The sequence below is a fragment of the Streptomyces sp. NPDC048185 genome, assembly GCF_043202495.1.
In the GTDB taxonomy this organism is placed as follows: domain Bacteria; phylum Actinomycetota; class Actinomycetes; order Streptomycetales; family Streptomycetaceae; genus Streptomyces.
Genome location: NZ_JBIDAN010000002.1, coordinates 360062 through 382230, shown reverse-complemented (window position 1 = coordinate 382230; position 22169 = coordinate 360062). Strand labels below are relative to the sequence as shown.

The following is a 22169-nucleotide window of genomic DNA, read 5'->3' as shown; positions in this document are numbered from 1 at the left end:
CGTTCAGCGGACCTCGACCAGGCGGGCGAAGGCGACGACGTTCCCGTCGTAGCCGTTCTGCTTGGTGAAACCGCCCCCGCAGGTGATGACCCGCAGTTCGGGAGTGCCCTTGGAGGCGTAGACCCGGTCGCCGGGGAAGTCGTCCTTCTCGAAGACCTCGATGCCGTAGATCTCGAACACCGCGGTCTTCCCGTCCTGGCGGGAGACCTCGACCCTGTTCCCCTTCTTCAGCGCCCCGAGCCCGTAGAAGACGGCGGGGCCCGTCTTGTTGTCGACGTGGCCGACGACCACCGCGGTGCCCTTCTCCCCGGGGGACACCGCGCCGGTGAACCAGCCGGCCAGGTTCGGGTCCTCGGGCGGCGGCGCGCCGACCCAGCCGTCCGCGTCCAGGCCGACCGGCATGACCGGCGCGTCGACCTGGATGGCGGGGATCGCGACCCGGTCGGGGACCGCGTACGCCAGTGGGGCGAGGCCCGGGACGGCGTTCTCCCCGCCGGCGACGCGCGTGTCCGAGGCGGCCGCCGAGGCGGGCTGCGGCGGGCCCACGTCGAACTCCCCGGAACCGTTGCGGATGAGCGCGAGCCCGGTCAGCAGAACCAGCGCTATCACGCCCCAGGGAGCGCGCTTCCTGCGCCGCTCCTCCTCTTCGGCCAGTTCCTCGGACCCGTACATTGGCCTTCCCCTCTCGACCCGGCCGTCGCCGTGTCGTCCGCGCATACGAGCACGCTAAGCGCGGTGCCCGCGCGCAGCGACGGGGCGCATGCGAACGGGTGGCGCGCGCGCCCGCCGGTGCGCCATCCGGGACACGCCGGGCCGGAATTTCCTGACGGTCCGTGACCTGCGGTGATATCCACCCGCCGGTTCCTGCCCGGTAGGCCCCCTCACCAGGACGGACCACTCCCGAAATGCGGTGGCGGGCAGGGCAACTGAGGGTCTTTCTGGGAGGCGCTTTCTCGCCGATCGACCGGGGACGGGTCCCGGGGCGTCTTCCGCGGAGGATGACATGCGCGACTTTCGTGCCCTGGCGGCCGCGGGTGCCGCGGTCGCCGTTCTCGGGATGGCCGCCCCCACGGCCACCGCCGGCGGCGACCACAACACGCCGAGCAACATCGTCGCCCTGCCCAGCGTCATCGCGCGCGGCGGTCAGCTGACCGTCACGGTCGACGGCTGCCCGCAGGGCGGGACCATGACCTCGGACGCGTTCGGCAGGGCCCACCTGACCCCGGTGCGGGGGGCGAACGAGACCTCCAGGGGCACCGCCACCATCAGGAACGAAGCCCGGCCCGGCTCGTACGACATCACGGTCAACTGCTCGGGCCGGACGCTGACCCGCCCGGCCGCCTTCACCGTCATCGGCGGTGTCCGCGGCGGTCTCGGCGGCAGCAGCTCGAGCGGGGCCACCCCGACGGACATCGCGATCGGCGGCGGGCTCGTGGCCGCGGCCGTCGCCGGCGGCGGCCTGTTCTGGCTGCGCCGCCGATCCGAGCGACGGATCTGACGCCGCCCGCACCGGGACCGCGCACGTCGGCAGGGCGTCGCCCCGGGTCCTTGCGGGGACCCGGGGCGACGCCCTGTGCGCACGGGGCGGGGAGGTCAGGCACTCTCCTGGCCGGAGCGGCGCCGGTACAGGTGGTACCCGGCGCCGACGGAGCCCGCGATCAGCGCGATGCCGAGCCCGGTCTCCTTGAGGTCGAAGCCGGCGACGCTGCCGCCCGAGCCGGCGTGGACGCCCCTGGACGGCACGGGGTCGGGGCGGTGCGAGTGGCCGCCGGCGATGGTCAGGTTCGTGGTGCCCGTCGTCCCGTCACAGGTGAACGACACCTGGTACACCGCGCCGGGCCGGGCGTCCCGGTCGACCCGCGCCTGCGCCGACACGTGCGTGCGCGGGATGACGACCGTGTCGAACACCGCGGACACGACCCTCACCCGGCCCCGGCAGGCGCCGTCGTTCCGGTCCACCCGCAGGGTGACCTCGCCGCCCGGCGCGACGGTGGAGGGGCGGACGCTGAAGCCGAACGGCGTGGTGCTGCCGCCGACGGCCGCACCGGCCGGCACGCAGGACGTGAGAGCGGCGGCGCCGAGCAGCGCGGCCGAGGCGACGGGTATCGCGCGCATGGTGAATCCTCCGGGTCCCGAGGAGCAGCTGCGGACCTGTTCCGCTCGCGCCAGGAATGCACCTCGATGCCCGAAACGCTAGGAAGCCCCGCTCGGGTGCGCGATCGCAGTCGCGCGAACGGGGCAAGGGTGTGGGCCGGCCGGGGGACGGCGCCGCGCCGGCCGGACGACGGACACGGCGTGTCGGCACGCCTGCGGGCCACCACCGTGCACGTGCGGCGGGGCGGCCCGTGCGTGCCGTCAGCCCTTGACGCCCGGGAACAGGCTCAGGAACGGCTCCGTCGACGCCGCGACCCCGCGGCTGTAGGGCGCGTCGAAGTCCCAGATCAGGAAGAGCAGGAAGGCGATCAGCGCGGAGAACAGCCCGGCGAGGACCAGCTCGCGTGTGGTGCGCCGGATCTGCAGGGCGAAGACCATGCCGATGGTGATGACGGCTCCGGCGATGAGCCCGAACCACACCACGCCCGGCATCGTGGCCCCGGTCGACTCGGCCCGGGAGGTGCGGGCCTGGTCCGCGGCGGCCACCTGGTCGACGAGCGGCTGATAGGCCTGGGCCTCGAAGTCCGACCGGGGCTCGTAGTCGGTGACGTCCGCGCGGATCCGGTCGAGGAGCTCGGTGCCGCGCTCGGTGACCTGGCCGTCGTCGGCCATGGACTTCCACTCGGTCGTGACGACGTGTCCGACATAGGCGTTGACATCCTCCCGGATGCGGTCACGGACATCGGGTGGGTAGACCCGGACACGCTCGGAGACCTCGTGCAGCGCGACGGCCTCCGCCTGCACGTGGTCCTCGGCGGCGCTGCGGGCCTCCCAGACACCGGCGATGGCCAGGCCCAGGACGATGGCGTACACCACGCCGATCCACATCGTCATGTACTCGATGACGTCCGGTGTCTCGTTGATGTCCTCGTCGTCCGAAGCCCTGCGGTGCCGCAGGAGCGTGATGACGATGACGACGACGCAGGCGGCCAGCATCGCGAGGATGAGAACAAGCCATTCCGGCAAGAGGGACCTCCAGGGATCAGCGCGCGCGCAGCGCGGCGACGGCTACCACCGCGGGCACCGTGATGAGCAGGACGAAGACGAGGGGTGAGGTGGCCCCGCGCGAGGACCCCTGCTTCACCACCCGGGCGGCGCGGTACCGCGGGTAGTGCACCGGGGTCGGCGACGGGCGGGGCGCCGGCGTCGCCGACGGGGCGGGCGCGGGAGGGGCGGGCCGCACCGGCGCCGGTGCGGGCGTCGGCGTGGGCTTGGGGCGGGCCGGCGTCGGCCGCGGGGGCGGCGCGGGCGGCGGCTCGGGTTTCGGGGCGGGCGGTGGAGGCGGTTTCGGCGCGGGCGGCGGTGGGGGCGTGGGCTTCGGCGGCGGAGGCGGCGGAGGTGGCGGTGGGGTGGGAGCAGGGGTGGGAGTGGGCGGAGGCGGCGGTGGGGGCGTCGGCTCCGGGCACGCCGGGAAGCCGGGCCACGGGTCGCTGCCGGCGACCGCCACCGCCTCGATGCCGCCCGGGCCGGTCGAGGCCCACGCGCAGGCGTCGGCCCGCGCCGGGCCGGCCGGTGTGCCGACGAGCGTGAACGTCAGCACCACCAGGGCCAACACCCGGCCGGCTACGGCGGATTGGGTCGGTTCGGGTCCATGCACGACGAGATCATCAGCCTTCGCGCGCGGTGCCACGCGGGAGAAGCCGGTGATTGCCCCGAAGGAGGGACACGGGCCGCCGGGCGGTTTGACCGGCGGTAGGCGACCCGGGCACGAAACCGTACGCGCGTGCGAGGAGAAGCGGGGTGCGTCGCTTCCCTCCCCGGCGGCCGAGCCCCGGCCGCGAAGAAATTCGCGCCCCGGTTGAACACGACCCGCGCCGTCGTGCGTACCCAGTGTCGTGCTTCGGCGCAGCAGGGCGCCGCAACACCTTTGCGACGATCGGGGATTGACGATGAAGACCTCCTGGCGGAGCGCCTCACTCGTGGCGAGCGCTGCGGCGGTGCTGGCGCTGACGACGGCGTGCGGTCAGGACGGAGGAAACGCCGCGAACAGCCAGAACGTGGGTGCCACGGCCGCCCCCGGTGACGTCAGCACCATCGGCGCCGGAGCCGGGCTCGGCGACGGCCTCGGCGCCAAGGGCGGGCAGGCCTCCGCAGCCGCGCCCGTCTCCGCCGGCAAGCTGTCCGTCTCCACGAACGCCGAACTCGGCGAGCTCGTGACCGACGGCGGCGGCCGCACCCTCTACCGGTTCGACCAGGACACCGCCCAGCCGCCCAAGACGGCGTGCGAGGCCGACTGCGCCACCACCTGGCCGCCGGTGGCCGCGGACGACGCCATCGCCGGCGAGGGCATCGACAAGTCGCTGCTCGGCGAGGTCACCCGCGCCGACGGCACCAGGCAGCTGACCATCGGCGGCTGGCCGGCGTACCGCTATGCCAAGGACGCCGTCGGCGAGGTCAAGGGCCAGGGCGTCGGCGGCAAGTGGTACGCGCTCGCCCCCGACGGCAAGAAGGCCGAGGCCGCCGACCTGGCGGGACTGTCCACCCGCAAGGACCCCGAGCTCGGCGAGATCGTCGTCGACAGGAACGGCATGACCGTCTACCGCTTCATGAAGGACGAGGCGTGGCCGAAGCCGGTCTCCGCGTGTACCGGGGCCTGCCTGGAGAAGTGGCCGGTCGTGGCACCCGTGGCGGCGAACGACACCGAGGGCGTGGTGAAGAAGGGCCTGATGAGCTTCACCCGGCCCGACGGCGCCGCGCAGCAGACGGTCAACTGCTGGCCGATCTACACCTTCGCGGGTGACAAGAAGGCCGGTGACACCAATGGCCAGGGTGTAGGCGGCACTTGGTACGCCGTCGCACCCGACGGGAAGCCGGTCGGCGCGCCGAAGAAGTGACGCCACCCCCCCCGGGGCCGCCCCCTCCGTCGCCAGGCCGGAGGGGGCGGCCCCATTCGCGCGCTTTGACGTGCCTTGGCGCCCGGCACGTGCCGCAGGCAGTGACCGGGAACGGACGGTCGATCTCCGCTCGGGCTCGCTCCATCGGCGGGCGATCAGTAGCCTCAGCTCGAACACCGGATCGCCCGAGCCTTGGAGAGAGAGATGGAGCGTCCCGCCTGGGCGCCGCGGAGCATCGACATCTCGGTGCCCAGCGTGTCCCGCGTCTACGACTTCTACCTGGGCGGTTCGCACAACTTCGAGGTCGACCGCGAAGCGGCCCGCAGGGCCATGGAGTTCATGCCGGAACTCCCCAGGATCAGCCAGGCGAACCGGGCGTTCATGCGCCGGGCCGTGCGCTTCGCGGCCCAGGAGGGCATCGACCAGTTCCTGGACATCGGCTCCGGCATCCCCACCTTCGGCAACGTCCACGAGGTGGCCCGTGCGGCCCGGCCCGGCGCCCGGGTGGTGTACGTCGACCACGACCCGGTCGCGGTGGCGCACAGTCAGGCGGTGCTGGAGGGCGCCGAGGACGCGGACGTCGTGGCCGCCGACCTGCTCAAGCCGCGGGACATCCTCGACAGCCCCCAGGTGAAGCGGCTGATCGACCTGAATCGGCCGCTGGCCCTCCTGCTCGTTGCCATACTGCACTTCGTGGACGACGCGGACGACCCCTGCGCGGCGGTGGCCGAACTGAGCGACGCGCTCGCCCCCGGCAGCCTGCTCGTCCTCACGCACGCCTCGTACGAGGGGATCCCGGAGCACGCCGAGCGGGCCCAGGGAGCGGTGGACGTGTACGAGGACATTCGCAATCCGCTGGTCATGCGTTCGCGCGACGAGATCGCCCGGTTCTTCGAGGGGTACGAGATGGTGGAACCCGGACTGGTTCCCATGCCGCGCTGGCGGCCCGAGACGCCGCCGGAGGACGAGGACCCGTACGCCTTCGCCGGCTTCGCGGGCGTGGGGCGTACGGCGTGACCGCGGAGCCGGGCGGGCCGGAGGACAGACTCCGCCGGTTCGCGACGATCTGGAGCCGCGCGGTGTTCCCGGTGACCTCGACGTCGTCGACCCGGCCCGAGTTCGAGGAAGAACTGGTGCCGCTGGCCCGCCGGCTGAGCGAACTGCTGCGGGCCCGGAGCCTGGACACCGAGGAGGCGAAGGCGGTCGGCGCGGCACTCGTCGACGTGCACTGCACCGACCCCGACGCCCTTGCCCGCACGCTGGACTGCGTGGACGCCTATCTGGTGCTGTACTGCGGCGAGGACGGCGACGCCGAGGCGCTGCGAGCGCGTTCGGCGCGACTCCAGCACGCCATGGCGGCCGGGTTCGCCGGGGCGCTGCGCGGCCGGACGCTCGCCGAGCAGGAGGCCATCGCCCAGGCCGCCCTGAAGGCGCAGGGAGTGGTGGCGGAGGCGCTGCACGCCAGCGAGGCCCGCTTCCGCGCGGTCTTCGAGGGCGCCGCCATAGGCATCGGCATCGCGGACCTCGACGGCAACATCCTCCAGGTCAACGGTGCCCTGACCCGCATGTTCGGCCTGACCGACCCCTCGCTGCGCGGCCGCAACGTCAAGGAGTGGACCCACCCCGACGACGCACCGCAGACCTGGCGGCTCTACCAGGAGCTGGTACGCGGCGAACGCGAGGCCTACCACTGCGAGAAGGCCTTCTACCGCCCCGACGGCACGGTCCTGTGGACCAACCTGACCGTCTCCCTGCTGCGCGACGCCGACGGCAGCCCGCAGTACCAGCTCGCGCTGATGGAGGACACCACCGAGCGCCGCCTGCTGAACCTGCGGCTGCGCTACGAGGCCACCCACGACGCGCTCACCGGCCTGCCCAACCGCAGCTTCTTCTTCGAGCGCCTGGAGAAGGCCCTCGGCGCGGGCCCCGGCCAGCGGTTCGCCCTCTGCTACCTCGACCTGGACGGCTTCAAGACCGTCAACGACAGCCTCGGCCACGCCGCCGGCGACCGGCTGCTGGTGGAGGTCGCCGACCGGCTGCAGGCCTGCGCCACCGCGCCCGGCGAGATGGTCGCCCGGCTCGGCGGCGACGAGTTCGTGGCGCTGACCACCGGCCCGGAAACCCGTCACGAGGTGGACGAGCTCGCCGGGCGCATCATGAACGCGCTGCTGGCGCCCATCAGCATCGACGGCCGGGAACTGACCGTGCGCGGCAGCATCGGCATCGTCGAGGGCCCGGCGGGCGAACGCAGCCCGGCGGAGGTGCTGCGCAGCGCCGACATCACCATGTACCGGGCCAAGTCGGCGGGCGGCAACCGCTTCGAGCTCGCCGACCCCGAGGCCGACGCCCGGGTCATCACCCGGCACGGGCTGACGACCGCCCTGCCGGCGGCCCTGGAGCGGGGCGAGTTCTTCATCGAGTACCAGCCGCTGGTGCACCTCGGCGACGGCAGCGTGCACGGCGCCGAGGCCCTGGTGCGCTGGCTGCACCCGCAGCACGGCGTGCTCGGTCCGGACCGCTTCATCCCGCTCGCCGAGCACACCGGGCTGATCGTTCCCCTGGGCCGCTGGGTGCTGGAGCAGTCCGTGCGGCAGGCCGGCGTGTGGCGGGAGCGGTACGGCGGGACGACCGCCGCCGGGCCGCTGCGGATCAACGTCAACCTCTCGCCCTGCCAGCTCACCCACCCCGGGCTGGTCCAGGACACCGTCGAGATCCTGGAACGCGCCGGCGTGGCACCCGACGCGCTCTGCCTGGAGGTCACGGAGTCCGCCCTGATCGGCGCGGACGACGACCTGCTGAAACCGCTGCGCCGGCTGGCCGAGATGGGCGTGGACATCGCCCTGGACGACTTCGGCACCGGCTACTCCAACCTCGCCAATCTGCGCCGGCTGCCGGTGAGCGTCCTCAAGCTGGACCGCTCTTTCACCCAGAGCATGCAGCAGTTCCCGGCGGACCCGGTCGACCTCAAGATCGTCGAGGGCATCGTCGCCCTGGCCCACGGTCTGGACCTCACGGTGACCGTCGAGGGCGTGGAGACCGGCGCCCAGGCCGAGCAACTGCGCATCCTGGGCTGCGACACGGCCCAGGGCTGGTACTACGCCCGCCCCGGCCCGCCGGACCGCCTGCACGAACTGGCCCTGGTCGACGCCACCGGCTGAGCGGGCCCCCGGCCCCGCGGCGGCCCCGCCCCGTCCCGGCGCCCGCTGCCCGGCCCGCCTACGCTCCGTCGCGGGCGGGCTCGGCGGGCTCGGCGGCCTCGACGACCTCGGTCGCCACGCGCACGAGCGCCGCGGTGGCGGTCGAGCGGGACTCCTGGGGCCAGGCGAGGGCGAGGACGACCGGCGGCGCGTCGGACACCGGCCGGTAGGCGACGCCCGGGCGCGGATAGCGCACGGCGACCGAGGCCGGCAGCAGGGTGACGGCCTCGCCGAGCGAGACGGCCGTGAGCATCTGGGCCAGGTCCCCCCGGCCGCGCCGGGCCTCGTCGATGCGCCGCTCCACGGTGCCGGGGCTCCAGCCGAGATCGGCCAGCTCCAACCGGTCGCGCGCGGCGAGCGGGTGGTCCGAGGCGAGGGCGGCGACGCGCGGTTCGGCGGTCAGTGTCTCGGTGTCGAGTCCGGTGCGGTCGAACGGCGCGTGCACCAGGGCGACGTCCGCCTCGCCGCCGCGCAGCAGCCCCGGCTGTTCCTGCCAGCCGCACAGCCGGACGGCGACCGGCACGGACCCGGGCTCGGACGCGTAGCGCGCCAGGATCGGCTCGAGCAGGCCCGCGTCCCCGTCGGCCTTCACGGCCAGCACCAGCTTCGGCCCCTGGGCAGCGCGCCGGGTTCTGCGCCCGGCCGCCTCCAGGGCCTCCAGTGCGACGCGGGCCTCGGTGAGCAGGACGTCACCGGCCGGGGTCAGGGACACCCGGTGCGTGGTCCGCTCGAACAGGGTGACGCCCAGTTCGGCCTCCAGCCGGCGGATCGCCCGGGACAGGGGCGGCGGGGAGATGCCCAGCCGCTCGGCGGCGCGGGCGAAGTTGAGTTCCTCTGCGACCGCGACGAAGTAGCGCAGGGCACGTGACTCCACGGCGTCCGCCTCCCTCCGGTATTGCCCTCAGGGTAACAACCGCGATCCGAACGGTCCTTCAGTTCCGCGCGCCCGCGGAACAGGATGAACATGCGCCGCGGGCCGGGCGGGATTCCCCCCGGACCGGCGCGATCCTTCATCCTTCCCTCTCCGAGACGGAGTTGTGTTCCGTGATCGTCATCACCACCCCGGCCGGCGGCATCGGCCGACAGGTCCTCGACAACGTCCTCGACGCCGTGGACGACGGGACCGCGGTCCGGGTGATCGCCCGCGACCCCGGCCGCCTCACCCCCCGGGCACGCGAGCGGGCCGAGGTGTTCCAGGGCTCGCACGCCGACCCCGAGCTCCTCGGTGCGGCCTGCGCCGGTGCCGGCCAGGTTTTCTGGCTGGTGCCGCCCGCGCCGGGCGCCGAGAGCGTCGAGGGCCACTTCCGCGAGTTCACGGCGGCGCTGTGCGAGGTGATCGCGAAGCACGGTGTCCGGCGGGTCGTGGCCGTCTCCAGCCTGGGGCGCGGTGTCGCGGCGAACGCCGGCCCGATCTCCGCCTCGCTCGCCATGGACGACCGGATCGCGGCCACCGGCGTGCACTACCGGGCGCTGTGCCCGCCCTTCCTGATGGAGAACCTGCTCGGTCAGGCGGCGGCCCTCCGCTCCACGGGTGAGTTCCGCGTGGCGTACGCCGCGGACCGGGTACTGCGGACCTGCGCCACCGGGGACATCGCGGCGACGGCGGCGCGGCTGCTGCTCGACGGCACCTGGACCGGCCGGGCCGACGTTCCGCTGGTCGGCCCCGACGACCTCACACCTGAGGGCATGGCGAAGGTCATGTCCGACGTGCTGGAGCGCCCGGTGCGGGTGCGGGAGACCACCCCGGCGGAGTACCGGGCGGCGGCCCTGCGCTTCGGGGCGAGCGAGGACGGCGCCCGGGGGCTGGCCGACATGGCCGCCGCGATGGACGCCCAGGGCTTCTACGGCTCGTCCGCACCCAGCACACCGGACACGGCGCCCACGAGCTTCCACCGCTGGTGCGAGGAGAAGCTCAGGCCGGCCGTGCTCGTCTGAGCCCGGCCCCGGCCGGCGGCCCCGGAGCGTCCTCGAGCCGGTCGCCCGACGCGGGAGCCCCGGCGGCAGACCACCGGCCACGGCCCGCCGTCTGCTCGACGCCGCCCCCGGCAAGGTCGTCGACACGCGCCGGCCGCCGGTAGGCTGCGGCGGTGCGTACGGTCGAGCTTCTGTTGGACGAGGCGGCGGACCTGGCGGTCCGGGAGGCCTGGCGACGGCTCGCGGACGCGGGGCTGCCCAGTCAGGCGCGTCACCGCTCACCGACCAACAGCCCGCACCTCACGCTGGCCGCCTGCCCGGAGCTGACCGCCCCGATCCGCTGGGAGCTCGCCGAGGCGGCCGCGGACCTGCCGTTGCCGGTGCGGTTCACCGGCGTGGTCCGCTTCGAGCGGCCCACCTCGGTCCTGGCCTGGGCGCTGGACCTCGACTCGGCGCTGGCCGGCCTGCACCGCCGGGTGTGGGAGGCGGTGGTCTCGGACAGCCCGCCCCAGGCCCTCAGCCCGTTCCACGAACCCGGGAGCTGGAGCCCGCACATCACCCTCGGCCGCACCCGGCGGGCAGGTGCCTTCGCCGGCCGGCGGATCCCCGAACTGCTGCCGGCGCCGCCGTTGTCGGCCCGGCTCACCACCCTGCGCAGCTACGACACCGAGACCGGCGCACTGGAAGTGCTGGCGCCCCGCCCCTGAAACGCCCCTGACGCCGACCGGCCGGCGGCTCCCTTCGCCCTGTCCCGCCGCCACAGGCCCCGCCCCAGGGTCGTCGCCCGGGGAGTGCCGTACGGACGCGTGCCGTACGGACGGCCCTCACCGCTCCAGCAGCATCCGCTGGAGCTCCCGCGCGGCCCTCGGCGGAGCCACGTCGCTGCGGTGGGCCAGGGCGATGGTGCGGTGCAGGCCAGGCCGGGACAGGGGCGTCACCCGCAGCCCGCGGCCGGAACGGGCCGCCACCATCCGGGGGACGACCGCCATGCCCAGGCCCGCCCGCACGAACCCCAGCACCGCGTCCATCTCCCCGCCCTCCACCGCGAAGTCCGGCTCGAACCCCTCGGAGCGGCACGCGGCCACCGTCAGTTCCCGCAGGTCGTAGCCGTGGCGGAACATCACCAGCCGCTCGCCCTCCAGGTCGGCGATCCGCACCGCCCGCCGTCCCCCGCCCGGGCGGGGAGCCTCCGGCGACGACACCACCACCAGGTCCTCCCGCAGCAGCTCCACCGTGGTCAGCGCCGGCGACGCGGTCGGCAGCGGCAGGACCACCAGGGCCAGGTCGAGCGCGCCGCGGGCCAGCTCCCGCACCAGGTCGTGCGAGCCGCCTTCCTCGATCAGCAGCCGGACACCTGGGTAGCGGTCGTGGAAGGCGCGCAGCACGTCGGGGAGCAGGCCGGTGCACAGGCTCGGCGTGGCACCCAGCCGGACCCGCCCGCTGCGCAGCTGCACCAGCTCCAGCACCTCGTGCCGCGCGGTGTCCGCGTCGGCCAGGATGCGCCGGGCCAGGGGCAGCAGCGCCTCCCCGGCGTCCGTCAGCGTGATGTTGCCCCGCGCCCGCAGGAACAGATCCGCGCCGAGCTCCCGCTCCAGCGCCTTGATCTGCTGCGACAGCGACGGCTGCGCCACGTGGACGGTCTCGGCGGCCCGGGTGAAGTGCCGGGTCTCGGCGACCGCCACGAAGTACTGGAGCTGCTGGAACTGCATACCGCAAGCATACGTCGCCGATAGGCATCCTCTATGGAAACGAGGCGGACCATGTCTTGGACCGATGGCCCTTCGCCCGCGTAGCGTCCTGTGGCATGGCTCTGGCAACGCGGACGGACCGACGGCCGTCCATGGCGCGCACCGTGTGGGACTCGTCCGTCGGCAAGAAGACGGTGATGGCGATCAGTGGTCTCGTCATGCTGCTCTACCTGGTCGCCCACATGATCGGTAACCTGAAGATCTTCTTCGGGACGAGCGAGTTCAACCACTACGCCCACTGGCTGCGCACGGTCGGCGAGCCGTTCATGCACTACGAGTGGACGCTGTGGCTGATCCGCGTCGTGCTGGTCGTCGCCGTCGTCGCCCACGCCACGTCCGCGTACCAGCTCAGCCGCCGCGACATCAAGGCGCGGCCCAGCAAGTACGTGCACAAGAAGCCCCGGGCGAGCTACGCGACCCGCACCATGCGCTGGGGCGGGATCATCCTCGGCCTGTTCATCGTCTGGCACCTGCTGGACCTGACCACCGGCACCGTGCACGCCGGCGGCTTCGAGAGCGGCAAGCCCTACCAGAACGTCGTGGACACCTTCTCCACCTGGTACGGCAACGTCGTCTACATCGTCGCGATGCTCGCCCTCGGCCTGCACGTCCGGCACGGCTTCTGGTCCGCCGCCCAGACCCTCGGCGCCGGCAGCCGCACCCGCGACCGCGCCCTGAAGACCGTCGCGAACGTCCTCGCGCTGCTGCTCACGGCCGGCTTCGTCGCCGTACCCGTGGGCGTCATGACCGGAGTGGTGAGCTGACATGACAACCTACGCCGACTACACGACCGGAGAGCCGGTCGCCGACACCAAGGCCCCCGCCGGGCCGGTCAACGAACGCTGGGACACGCGCCGCTTCGAGGCGAAGCTGGTCAACCCCGCCAACCGGCGCAAGCAGACCGTGATCGTCGTCGGCACCGGCCTCGCGGGCGGTTCCGCCGGTGCGACCCTCGCCGAACAGGGTTACCGCGTCGTCCAGTTCTGCTATCAGGACTCGCCGCGCCGCGCCCACTCCATCGCCGCGCAGGGCGGCATCAACGCGGCGAAGAACTACCGCAACGACGGCGACTCCGTCCACCGCCTGTTCTACGACACCGTCAAGGGCGGCGACTTCCGCTCCCGCGAGTCCAACGTGCACCGGCTCGCCCAGATCTCCGTCGAGATCATCGACCAGTGCGTGGCCCAGGGGGTGCCCTTCGCCCGCGAGTACGGCGGCCTGCTCGACACCCGCTCCTTCGGCGGCGTCCAGGTCTCCCGTACCTTCTACGCCCGCGGCCAGACGGGCCAGCAGCTGCTGCTCGGCGCCTACCAGGCGCTCAGCAGGCAGATCGCGGCCGGCAACATCGAGATGCATCCGCGCACCGAGATGCTCGACCTGATCGTCGTGGACGGCCGGGCGCGCGGCATCGTCGCCCGGGACCTGATCACCGGGAAGATCGACACCTACTTCGCGGACGCCGTGGTCCTGGCGAGCGGCGGGTACGGCAACGTCTTCTACCTGTCGACCAACGCCATGAACTCCAACGCGACCGCCGTGTGGCGGGCGCACCGGCGCGGCGCCTGGTTCGCCAACCCCTGCTTCACGCAGATCCACCCGACCTGCATCCCGCGCACCGGCGACCACCAGTCCAAGCTGACGCTGATGAGCGAGTCGCTGCGCAACGACGGCCGGATCTGGGTGCCGAAGGCCAAGGGCGACGACCGGCCGCCGAACAAGATCCCCGAGGACGAGCGCGACTACTACCTGGAGCGCATCTACCCGTCCTTCGGCAACCTCGTGCCCCGCGACATCGCCTCCCGCGCCGCGAAGAACGTCTGCGACGAGGGCAGGGGAGTGGGCCCCGGCGGCCAGGGCGTCTACCTGGACTTCGCCGACGCCATCGAGCGGATGGGGCGCAAGGCGGTCGAGGCCAAGTACGGCAACCTCTTCGACATGTACCAGCGGATCACCGACGAGGACCCGTACCGGGTGCCCATGCGGATCTACCCGGCCGTGCACTACACGATGGGCGGACTGTGGGTCGACTACGACCTCCAGACCACCGTCCCCGGCCTCTTCGCGATCGGCGAGGCCAACTTCTCCGACCACGGCGCCAACCGGCTCGGGGCCTCCGCGCTGATGCAGGGCCTGGCGGACGGCTACTTCGTCCTGCCGGCCACCATCAACGACTACCTCGCCCGCAACCCGCACAAGGACGAGGTCGACGGCGGCCATCCGGCGGTGCAGGAGGTGCTGGCCGAGACCGAGGACCGGCTCAACCTGCTCCTCTCCGTCGACGGCGACCGCACCCCGGACTCCTTCCACCGCGAACTCGGCGAGCTGATGTGGGAGTTCTGCGGCATGGCCCGCACCGACTCCGGACTGCGCAAGGCCCTGGAGCGCATCCCGCAGATCCGCGAGGAGTTCTGGCGGCGCATCAAGGTCCCCGGTATCGGCGAGGAGTTCAACCAGTCGCTGGAGAAGGCCAACCGCATCGTCGACTACCTGGAGCTCGCCGAGCTGATGTGCCTCGACGCGCTCCACCGGTCCGAGTCCTGCGGCGGCCACTTCCGCGAGGAGTCCCAGACCCCGGACGGCGAGGCGGCCCGCAAGGACGACGAGTTCGGGTACGCCGCCGCCTGGGAGTTCACCGGCACCGGCGAGGCTCCCACCCTGCACAAGGAAGACCTGGTCTTCGAGTACGTCCACCCCACCCAGCGGAGCTACGCATGAAGCTCACCCTGCGCGTCTGGCGCCAGAAGAACGCCGACGCCGAAGGCGCCATGTCCACGTACGAGGTGGACGGGATCTCGCAGGACATGTCGTTCCTGGAGATGCTCGACACCCTCAACGAGGAACTCATCCTCAAGGGCGAGGACCCGGTCGCCTTCGACCACGACTGCCGCGAGGGCATCTGCGGCGCCTGCTCGCTGGTCATCAACGGCGACGCCCACGGCCCCGAGCGCACCACCACCTGCCAGCTGCACATGCGGTCCTTCAAGGACGGCGACACCATCGACGTGGAGCCGTGGCGGGCCGCCGCCTTCCCGGTCGTGAAGGACCTGGTCGTCGACCGCTCGGCCTTCGACCGGATCATCCAGGCCGGCGGCTACATCACCGCGCCGACCGGCGCCGCGCCGGAGGCCCACGCCACGCCCGTGCCGAAGCCCGACGCCGACTTCGCCTTCGAGCACGCCGAGTGCATCGGCTGCGGCGCCTGCGTCGCCGCGTGCCCGAACGGCGCGGCCATGCTGTTCACCTCCGCGAAGATCAACCACCTCAACGTCCTGCCGCAGGGCGCGCCCGAGCGGGAGACGCGGGTGCTGGACATGGTCGCGCAGATGGACGACGAGGGCTTCGGCGGCTGCACGCTCGCGGGCGAATGCGCGACAGCCTGCCCGAAGGGCATCCCGCTGATGTCCATCACGAGCATGAACAAGGAGTGGCTGCGCGCCACCCGCAAGGCGGCGAAGCGCTAGCGACCCCCGAACGTTCGCCGACGGGTGCGGACGGACGGGGCCGGGAGAGGTGCTCCTCCCGGCCCCGTCTCGCTTCCGGGCCCCTGGCATTCAGCAATCCCACATCCGCTCTCCCGGTACCGGTCACGCACAGGACAGCCGCCGTCGGAAGAACTGTGGCGGACCCGGCCCCGTCACCAGGAGAGCACCCATGACCGGCGTACTGACCGCGGACCGTCCCCCGGCGCCCGCCGCGCCCCCGCGCTACACCGTCGCCCTCGCCCGCGACGAGGACGAGGTGCGCGCGGCCCAGCGGCTGCGGCACGACGTCTTCGCCGGGGAGATGGGCGCCCTGCTGGCGAGCCCGCAGCCCGGCTACGACATCGACCCCTTCGACGCGTACTGCGACCACCTGCTGGTGCGGGAGGAGACGACCGGGCAGGTCGTCGGCACCTACCGGCTGCTGCCCCCGGAACGCGCCGCGATCGCCGGACGCCTCTACGCGCAGGGCGAGTTCGACCTCGCCGCGCTGGACGCGATCCGGCCCTCGCTCGTCGAGGTCGGCCGTTCCTGCGTGCACCCCGACCACCGGGACGGCGCCGTGATCGGGCTCATCTGGGCCGGCCTGGCCCGCTACATGACCGACCGGGGCCACGAGTGGCTCGCGGGCTGCTGCTCGATACCGCTCGCCGACGGCGGCGCCCTCGCCGCCGCCACCTGGGACCGGGTCCGGGCGGCGCACCTGGCGCCCGAAGAGTACCGGGTACGGCCGCTGCTGCCCTGGACACCGCGCGCCGCGGCACCCGTCGCCCGCACCGGACTGCCCGCCCTGCTGCGCGGCTACCTCCGCCTCGGCGCCTGGGTCTGCGGGGAGCCCGCGCACGACGTCGACTTCGGCGTCGCGGACCTGTACGTGCTGCTGCCGATGAGCCGCGTCGACCCGCGCTACCTGCGGCACTTCCTCTCGCTGCTGCCGGCCCGGTGAGCGCCTGGCTGCCCGCCGCGCCCTGCACGCCCGCGGCCTGCGTGGAGCCGGCCCCGACCGGAAGCGGCGTACCGCGCGCCGTGCTGCGGCTGACGGCGGTCACCGTGCTCCTCCTCGTCGGCACGGCGGTCGCCCTGTCGCCGCTGCGGGGGCGGACGCCGGACGCCCTGGTGAGGCGCTGGTGCCGCTGGGTCGTGCGCGCCGCCGGCGTACGCGTCCGCGTCACGGGTGCCGCCGTGCCCGGCGGCGGCCTGCTGCTGGTCGCCCCCCACGTCTCCTGGCTGGACGTCCCGCTGCTCGCCGCCGTCCGCCCGGCCCGGATGCTCGCCAAGAGCGAGATCCGGCGGTGGCCGGTGGCCGGGCCGCTCGCCGCCCGCGGGGGAGTCCTGTTCATCGAGCGGGACCGCCTGCGGGCGCTGCCGGACACGGTCGCGCGGGTCGCAGGGGCGCTGCGGGAGGGCGCCGCGGTCGCCGCCTTCCCCGAGGGCAGCACCTGGTGCGGACGCGCGCACGGCGCCTTCCGCCGGGCCGTGTTCCAGGCCGCGCTGGACGCCGGGGTGCCCGTCCAGCCGGTCCGCATCCGCTACCGGACGCGGGAGCGGACACTGAGCACGGCGCCCGCGTTCGTCGGCGAGGACACCCTGCTCGCCTCCCTGTGGCGGGTGGTGTCGGCGCGCGGGCTGACGGCCGAGGTGGAGGTGTGCCCGGCCGTGCCGCCCGGGCTCCACCCGGCCCGCCGCTCCCTCGCCGGCGCCGCCCAGCAGGCGGCCGCGGGGGCCTGGACCGGCCGGGGCGGTCACCACCGGAAAGCACATTCGAAAAGTATGTGCCCTTTGTGACAGATGTACCGTTTTCGGGCTGCTGATGCGGACAGTCGGAGTGAAGGCACTCCGGAAGGAGGGTGATGCCAGATGATCACCCGTGAAGAGATCGCCGACGTCCTGGACCATCCGGTCTACGACGGGGACGGCAACAAGATCGGCGACGCCAAGCACGTCTTCTTCGACGACATGACAGGGCGCCCCGAGTGGGTGAGCGTCAAGACCGGCATGTTCGGTTCCAACGAGTCGTTCGTGCCCATCCGCGACGCCTCGCTGGTCCACGACCACCTCGAGGTCCCGTACCGCAAGGACAAGGTCAAGGACGCACCCAACGTGGACGTCGACGCGGGCGGCCATCTGTCGGAGGCCGAGGAGCACCGGCTCTACGACTACTACGGCATCAACTGGGACAGCGTGCTGTCCGAGGCCGAGCGCACCGACGACGGCCGCTGGGCCGCGGGCCCGGGCACGGCAGGCGCGGCAGGCGCGGCGGGTACCGCCGGCATGGCAGGCACCGCAGGCACCGCAGGCACCGCAGGCATGGCGGGCACGGCGGACACCACCGGGCGCGAGGACATGTCGGGCCGGCGGGGGATGCGCGGCGACGACGCCATGACCCGCTCGGAGGAGCGGATGCACGTCGGCGTCGAAAGGCACGAGATCGGCCGGGCCAGGCTGCGCAAGTACGTGGTCACCGAGGAGGTCGAGCAGACCGTTCCGGTGCGCCACGAGGAGGTGCGCGTGGAGCGCGAGCCGATCACGGACGCCAACCGTGACGAGGCGCTCTCCGGGCCGGAGCTCGGCGAGGCCGAGCACGAGGTCACCCTGCACGAGGAACGCGCCGTCGTGGAGACCGAGACGGTGCCGGTCGAACGCGTCCGGCTCACCACGGAGGAGCACGTGGAGAACGAGACCGTGCGCGGTCAGATCCGCAAGGAGCGGATCGAGGCGGAGACGGAGGGCATGACCGAGGACGACATCCGGCGGGGCCGCGAGTAGCGTTCGGCCGGCGTCCGGCAGGGCGCGCGCCGGTGCGGCGGTCTCACCGGCGCGCCCCGCCATGCAGGACGGCCGCCAGATACGGCGCGGTGGCGCTGCCCTCCGCCCGGGCCACCTCGGCCGGCGGGCCCGCGGCGACGATCCGCCCGCCCGCGTCGCCGCCGCCCGGCCCCAGGTCGATCACCCAGTCGGCGCCCGCCACCACGGTCATGTCGTGCTCCACCACGACCACCGTGTGCCCGGCGTCGACCAGGCCGTGCAACTGCCGCATCAGCACCTCGACATCGGCGGGATGCAGACCGGTCGTCGGCTCGTCCAGGAGGTACAGCGTGTGGCCGCGCCGCCCCCGCTGCAGCTCGCTCGCCAGCTTGATGCGCTGCGCCTCCCCGCCGGAGAGCTCCGTCGCGGGCTGGCCGAGCCGCAGATAGCCCAGTCCGACGTCGAGCAGCGCCGCCAGGCTGCGCGCCACCGGGGGAGTGTCCGCGAAGAACTCCGCCGCGGCCTCCACGGTCAGGTCCAGCACCTCGGCGATGTTCCGCCCCCGGTGGGTCACTTCGAGCGTCTCGGGGTTGTAGCGCGCTCCGCCGCAGTCCGGGCACGGCGCGTAGGTGCTCGGCAGGAACAGCAGCTCGACGCTGACGAAGCCCTCGCCCTGGCAGGTCTCGCAGCGCCCGCCCGCCACGTTGAAGGAGAACCGGCCGACCCCGTGACCCCGGTCGCGTGCCGCGTCGGTGGCCGCGAAGACCTTCCGTACGACGTCGAACAGGCCCGTGTACGTGGCCAGGTTGGACCGCGGGGTGCGGCCGATCGGCTTCTGGTCCACGGAGACCAGCCGCTGCACACCCGGCGACTCCTCGGTGATCGCGCCGACGAGCGTCGACTTACCGGACCCGGAGACACCGGTCACCGCCGTGAGGACGCCCAGCGGGAAACCGGCGCTCACCTCGTGCAGGTTGTGCCGGGTGACCGGGCCGACCGTCAGGGTGCCGCGCGGCTCGCGCACCTCGCGGACCGGCGCGGGGGAGCGGTCGAAGAGGTGACGCGCCGTCGCCGACTCCCCGACCTCGGCCAGCCCGGCCACCGGGCCGCTGTACAGCACCCGCCCGCCGTGCTCGCCCGCCCGCGGGCCGACGTCCACGATCCAGTCGGCGCCGCGCATCACCCCGAGGTGGTGCTCCACCACGAACACCGAGTTCCCCGCCGACTTCAGCCGTTCCAGCACCGTCAGCAGCGCCTCGGTGTCCGCCGGGTGCAGGCCCGCGGACGGCTCGTCGAGGACGTACACCACGCCGAACAGCCCGGAGCGCAGCTGCGTCGCCAGGCGCAGCCGTTGCAGCTCGCCCGCCGAGAGCGTGGGCGCCGGGCGGTCGAGGCTCAGATAGCCGAGGCCCAGCTCCACGACGGGCGTGATGCGGGAGGTCAGGTCGGCGGTGAGTACCCGGGCCGTCTCGTCGCCCGTGGGCAGCAGCCCGGCGAGTTCCGTGAGCGGCAGCGCGGCCAGCTCGGCGATGCTCCGGCCGCCGACGGTCACCGCGAGGGCCTCCGACCGCAGCCGGCCGCCGCCGCAGACCGGGCAGGGCGCGCTGGTGAGGAACCGCTCCGCCTTCGCCCGCAGCGTCGCGCTCCGGGAGTCCGAGAACGTCTTCATCACGTACCGGTGGGCGCTCATGTACGTGCCCTGGTACGGCCGCTGGATACGGCCGGCGTCCCGGACGGGATGCACGGTGACCACCGGCTGCTCGTCCGTGAACAGGATCCACTCCCGCTGCTCGGCCGGCAGCTCGCGCCACGGCCGGTCCACGTCGTACCCGAGCGCGTCGAGGACGTCCCGCAGGTTCTTGCCCTGCCAGGCGCCGGGCCACGCGGCGATCGCACCGTCCCGGACCGACAGCGACGGGTCGGGCACGAGCAGGTCCTCGGTCGTGCGGTGCACCCGGCCGAGCCCGTGGCACTCGGGGCACGCCCCGGCCGCCGTGTTGGGCGAGAAGGCGTCGGAGTCGAGCCGCGCGGCGCCCGGCGGATAGTCGCCGGCGCGCGAGAACAGCATCCGCAGCGAGTTGGACAGGTTGGTCACGGTACCGACCGACGAACGGGACGTCGGCGCCGCCCGGCGCTGCTGGAGCGACACGGCGGGCGGCAGCCCGGTGATCTCGCCGACCTTCGGCGCGCCGACCTGCTGGATCAGCCGGCGGGCGTAGGGCGCGACCGACTCGAAGTAGCGCCGCTGCGCCTCCGCGTAGACGGTGCCGAAGGCGAGCGACGACTTGCCGGAGCCGGACACACCGGTGAACACGGCCACCACGTCCCGCGGGACGTCGACGTCCACGCCCTTGAGGTTGTGCTCACGGGCGCCGCGGACGCGGACGTACGGGTCGTGGGGGCTGTGCATCGCGGGGAACTCCGTACGGTCTTCGGGCCACGGCCGGTGGGACAAACTCCGCGATTCTACGCCGAGGCGCCCCGCGTCCCCGCGCCGGTGACGCGGGCGAGCCGCCGGTAGGAGTCCAGCAGGGCCTCGCGGTCGTAGGTGCTGGTGGTGACCAGCACCTCCTGGGCGCCCGTCTCCTTCAGGAGCGACTCCAGTTCGCCGGCGACCTGCTCCTCGGTTCCCGCGATGTGGCCGCTCAGGCCGGACTCGTACAGATCGCGCTCCTTGGCGGTCATGAAGCGGGCCTCGACGTCCTCGGCCGGCGGCAGGGGCGGGAAGGCGCCGCGGGTGCGCGCGTGGGCCATGGACCAGGCCTCCGGGAGCAGGAGGCGCCGGGCGGCCTGCGGGGTGCCGGCCACGGCGACGGTGCCCGAGACGACGACGTACGGCTCCCGGCTCCACACGGAGGGGCGGAAGGCGGCGCGGTAGCGGTCGATGCCGCGCAGCATGCGGTCGCGGTCGCGCAGGTCGCCGATCACCATCGGCAGGCCGGCGCGGGCGGCGACGGCCGCGCCCTCGCCCATGGCCAGCACGAACGGCGGCACGGTCAGCCCCTCCGCGGGGCGGGCGTGCACACCCGTGGGGGAGGTGCCCCGGAACCAGCCGAGCAGCTCGGCCAGTTGCGCGTCGAAGTCCTCGGCGTCGTCCTTGTCCCGGCCCAGCGCCCTGCGCACGCCGTCGGTGAAGCCCACCGACCGGCCGAGACCCATGTCGATGCGGCCCGGGAAGAGCGACTCCAGCACGCCGAACTGCTCGGCGACGACCAGGGGCCGGTGGTTGGGCAGCATCACGCCGCCGGTGCCGACCCGGATGCGGTGCGTGGCGCCGGCGACGGCGGCGGCCAGCACGGTCGGCGCCGAACCGGCCACGCCCGGCACGCCGTGGTGCTCGGCCACCCAGAACCGGTGGTAGCCGAGCCGCTCCGCCTCCCGGGCCAGGGCCACGGTGTCGCGCAGCGCCTCGGCGCCGGTGTGTCCCTCACGGATGCGGGAGCGGTCGAGGACGGAGAAGCGGGTCGTCGCGATCACTGAGCTCACACGGGGTTCAACGCGTGCGCGGCGCGAGGATTCCCGGGACCGGGCGGGCGGCCGGCCCGGTCGGCCCCCGGGGCGCGGCAGCCCGCGTTCTAGGGTTGGGGGTGTGACCGACAGCAGCAGGCCTCCGCTGGCCGTGTTCGACCTGGACAACACCCTCGCCGGCACCGCGCACCGGCAGCGCTTCCTGGAGCGCCGGCCACGTGAGTGGGACGCCTTCTTCGCCGCCGCGCCCCAGGATCCGCCGCTGCCGGAGGGCATCGCGCTGGTGCACGCGAGCGCCGGGGAGTGCGAGATCGTCTACCTGACCGGACGGCCCGAGCGCTGCCGGCGCGACACGCTCGACTGGCTGGCCGCGCAGGGGCTCCCCGAGGGGCGGCTGTACATGCGGGGCGACACCGACCGCCGGCCCGCCCGGCGCACCAAGCTGGAGATCCTGGGCCGGCTCGCCCGCGCCCGCGAGGTCCGCGTCTTCGTCGACGACGACGAACTGGTGTGCGCCGACGCCGAACGGGCGGGATTCACCGTCGTGCGCGCGGACTGGGCCGCCGGGTCAGCGGAGCTGGAGGACGCCCAGGAGCGGCAGGGGCGTACCTGACCGTCCCGGCGGCCCGT

At 73.6% G+C, this 22169-nt stretch carries 21 protein-coding genes; 13 read left to right on the top strand and 8 right to left on the bottom strand.

From position 1 onward, the window contains the following. Window positions 1–3 precede the first annotated feature (3 nt). Window positions 4–672 (bottom strand): class F sortase, encoded by a 669-nt coding sequence (locus ACGF3H_RS07715; RefSeq protein ID WP_362496801.1) that lies wholly within the window; start codon window positions 670–672, stop codon window positions 4–6. Window positions 673–1003: 331 nt separating this feature from the next. On the opposite strand from ACGF3H_RS07715, the gene ACGF3H_RS07710 reads away from it, so the two are divergent. After that, on the top strand, window positions 1004–1498 hold the full coding sequence (locus ACGF3H_RS07710; RefSeq protein WP_362496803.1) for a hypothetical protein: 495 nt from the start codon (window positions 1004–1006) through the stop codon (window positions 1496–1498). Between the two features lie 95 nt (window positions 1499–1593). Here the strand turns inward: ACGF3H_RS07710 and ACGF3H_RS07705 are convergent, their stop codons facing one another. The 3 genes from ACGF3H_RS07705 to ACGF3H_RS07695 form a co-directional block, all read right to left on the bottom strand. Next, window positions 1594–2115: a hypothetical protein gene (locus ACGF3H_RS07705; protein WP_362500681.1), complete on the bottom strand. Its 522-nt coding sequence runs from the start codon at window positions 2113–2115 to the stop codon at window positions 1594–1596. A gap of 240 nt (window positions 2116–2355) precedes the next feature. Next, window positions 2356–3120, bottom strand: coding sequence for a hypothetical protein (locus ACGF3H_RS07700; protein ID WP_362500679.1), 765 nt, complete (start codon window positions 3118–3120; stop codon window positions 2356–2358). A 16-nt stretch (window positions 3121–3136) separates the two neighbouring features. Then, window positions 3137–3271 carry a hypothetical protein gene (locus ACGF3H_RS07695; RefSeq protein ID WP_393583623.1) on the bottom strand — a complete coding sequence of 45 codons (135 nt, stop codon included), beginning with the start codon at window positions 3269–3271 and terminating at the stop codon, window positions 3137–3139. Window positions 3272–4043: 772 nt separating this feature from the next. Between ACGF3H_RS07695 and ACGF3H_RS07690 the strand changes: the two genes are divergently transcribed. From ACGF3H_RS07690 to ACGF3H_RS07680, 3 genes are all read left to right on the top strand, one after another. Beyond that, window positions 4044–4988, top strand: a complete 945-nt coding sequence (locus ACGF3H_RS07690) for an SCO0930 family lipoprotein (protein WP_362492896.1) — start codon at window positions 4044–4046, stop codon at window positions 4986–4988. Window positions 4989–5192: 204 nt separating this feature from the next. Continuing rightward, window positions 5193–6005, top strand: a complete 813-nt coding sequence (locus ACGF3H_RS07685) for an SAM-dependent methyltransferase (protein ID WP_362492540.1) — start codon at window positions 5193–5195, stop codon at window positions 6003–6005. After that, window positions 6002–8146, top strand: coding sequence for an EAL domain-containing protein (locus tag ACGF3H_RS07680; protein ID WP_362492543.1), 2145 nt, complete (start codon window positions 6002–6004; stop codon window positions 8144–8146). Before ACGF3H_RS07685 ends, ACGF3H_RS07680 begins: the two co-directional genes overlap by 4 nt. A 58-nt stretch (window positions 8147–8204) precedes the next feature. Here the strand turns inward: ACGF3H_RS07680 and ACGF3H_RS07675 are convergent, their stop codons facing one another. Next, on the bottom strand, window positions 8205–9059 hold the full coding sequence (locus tag ACGF3H_RS07675; RefSeq protein WP_362492546.1) for a LysR family transcriptional regulator: 855 nt from the start codon (window positions 9057–9059) through the stop codon (window positions 8205–8207). Window positions 9060–9229: 170 nt separating this feature from the next. Between ACGF3H_RS07675 and ACGF3H_RS07670 the strand changes: the two genes are divergently transcribed. Both ACGF3H_RS07670 and ACGF3H_RS07665 read left to right on the top strand, forming a co-directional pair. Then, window positions 9230–10120, top strand: a complete 891-nt coding sequence (locus tag ACGF3H_RS07670; RefSeq protein ID WP_362492548.1) for an NAD(P)H-binding protein — start codon at window positions 9230–9232, stop codon at window positions 10118–10120. Between the two features lie 152 nt (window positions 10121–10272). Next, window positions 10273–10806 carry a 2'-5' RNA ligase family protein gene (locus tag ACGF3H_RS07665; RefSeq protein ID WP_362492551.1) on the top strand — a complete coding sequence of 178 codons (534 nt, stop codon included), beginning with the start codon at window positions 10273–10275 and terminating at the stop codon, window positions 10804–10806. Between the two features lie 117 nt (window positions 10807–10923). Here the strand turns inward: ACGF3H_RS07665 and ACGF3H_RS07660 are convergent, their stop codons facing one another. Then, a complete protein-coding gene (locus ACGF3H_RS07660) occupies window positions 10924–11808 on the bottom strand; it encodes a LysR substrate-binding domain-containing protein (RefSeq protein ID WP_362492554.1) in 885 nt (294 codons plus the stop codon). Window positions 11809–11939: 131 nt separating this feature from the next. Here ACGF3H_RS07660 and ACGF3H_RS07655 point away from each other — a divergent pair, with 131 nt between their 5' ends. From ACGF3H_RS07655 to ACGF3H_RS07630, 6 genes are all read left to right on the top strand, one after another. Next, on the top strand, window positions 11940–12611 hold the full coding sequence (locus ACGF3H_RS07655; RefSeq protein WP_362492899.1) for a succinate dehydrogenase: 672 nt from the start codon (window positions 11940–11942) through the stop codon (window positions 12609–12611). A gap of 1 nt (window position 12612) precedes the next feature. After that, window positions 12613–14562: a fumarate reductase/succinate dehydrogenase flavoprotein subunit gene (locus ACGF3H_RS07650; protein WP_362492557.1), complete on the top strand. Its 1950-nt coding sequence runs from the start codon at window positions 12613–12615 to the stop codon at window positions 14560–14562. Beyond that, window positions 14559–15308: a succinate dehydrogenase/fumarate reductase iron-sulfur subunit gene (locus tag ACGF3H_RS07645; protein ID WP_362492560.1), complete on the top strand. Its 750-nt coding sequence runs from the start codon at window positions 14559–14561 to the stop codon at window positions 15306–15308. Before ACGF3H_RS07650 ends, ACGF3H_RS07645 begins: the two co-directional genes overlap by 4 nt. A gap of 190 nt (window positions 15309–15498) precedes the next feature. Continuing rightward, on the top strand, window positions 15499–16272 hold the full coding sequence (locus ACGF3H_RS07640; protein ID WP_362492563.1) for a GNAT family N-acyltransferase: 774 nt from the start codon (window positions 15499–15501) through the stop codon (window positions 16270–16272). Beyond that, window positions 16269–17111, top strand: coding sequence for a lysophospholipid acyltransferase family protein (locus tag ACGF3H_RS07635; protein WP_362492566.1), 843 nt, complete (start codon window positions 16269–16271; stop codon window positions 17109–17111). Before ACGF3H_RS07640 ends, ACGF3H_RS07635 begins: the two co-directional genes overlap by 4 nt. Window positions 17112–17183: 72 nt before the next feature. Further along, window positions 17184–18092 carry a PRC and DUF2382 domain-containing protein gene (locus ACGF3H_RS07630; protein ID WP_362492569.1) on the top strand — a complete coding sequence of 303 codons (909 nt, stop codon included), beginning with the start codon at window positions 17184–17186 and terminating at the stop codon, window positions 18090–18092. A 43-nt stretch (window positions 18093–18135) separates the two neighbouring features. On the opposite strand, the gene ACGF3H_RS07625 is transcribed toward ACGF3H_RS07630, so the two are convergent. Next, window positions 18136–20481 (bottom strand): excinuclease ABC subunit UvrA, encoded by a 2346-nt coding sequence (locus ACGF3H_RS07625; protein WP_362492572.1) that lies wholly within the window; start codon window positions 20479–20481, stop codon window positions 18136–18138. 56 nt (window positions 20482–20537) lie between these two features. Beyond that, a complete protein-coding gene (locus ACGF3H_RS07620; protein ID WP_362492575.1) occupies window positions 20538–21557 on the bottom strand; it encodes an LLM class flavin-dependent oxidoreductase in 1020 nt (339 codons plus the stop codon). A gap of 103 nt (window positions 21558–21660) precedes the next feature. Between ACGF3H_RS07620 and ACGF3H_RS07615 the strand changes: the two genes are divergently transcribed. Further along, window positions 21661–22152, top strand: a complete 492-nt coding sequence (locus ACGF3H_RS07615) for a hypothetical protein (protein WP_362492578.1) — start codon at window positions 21661–21663, stop codon at window positions 22150–22152. The last annotated feature ends 17 nt before the right edge of the window (window positions 22153–22169 follow it).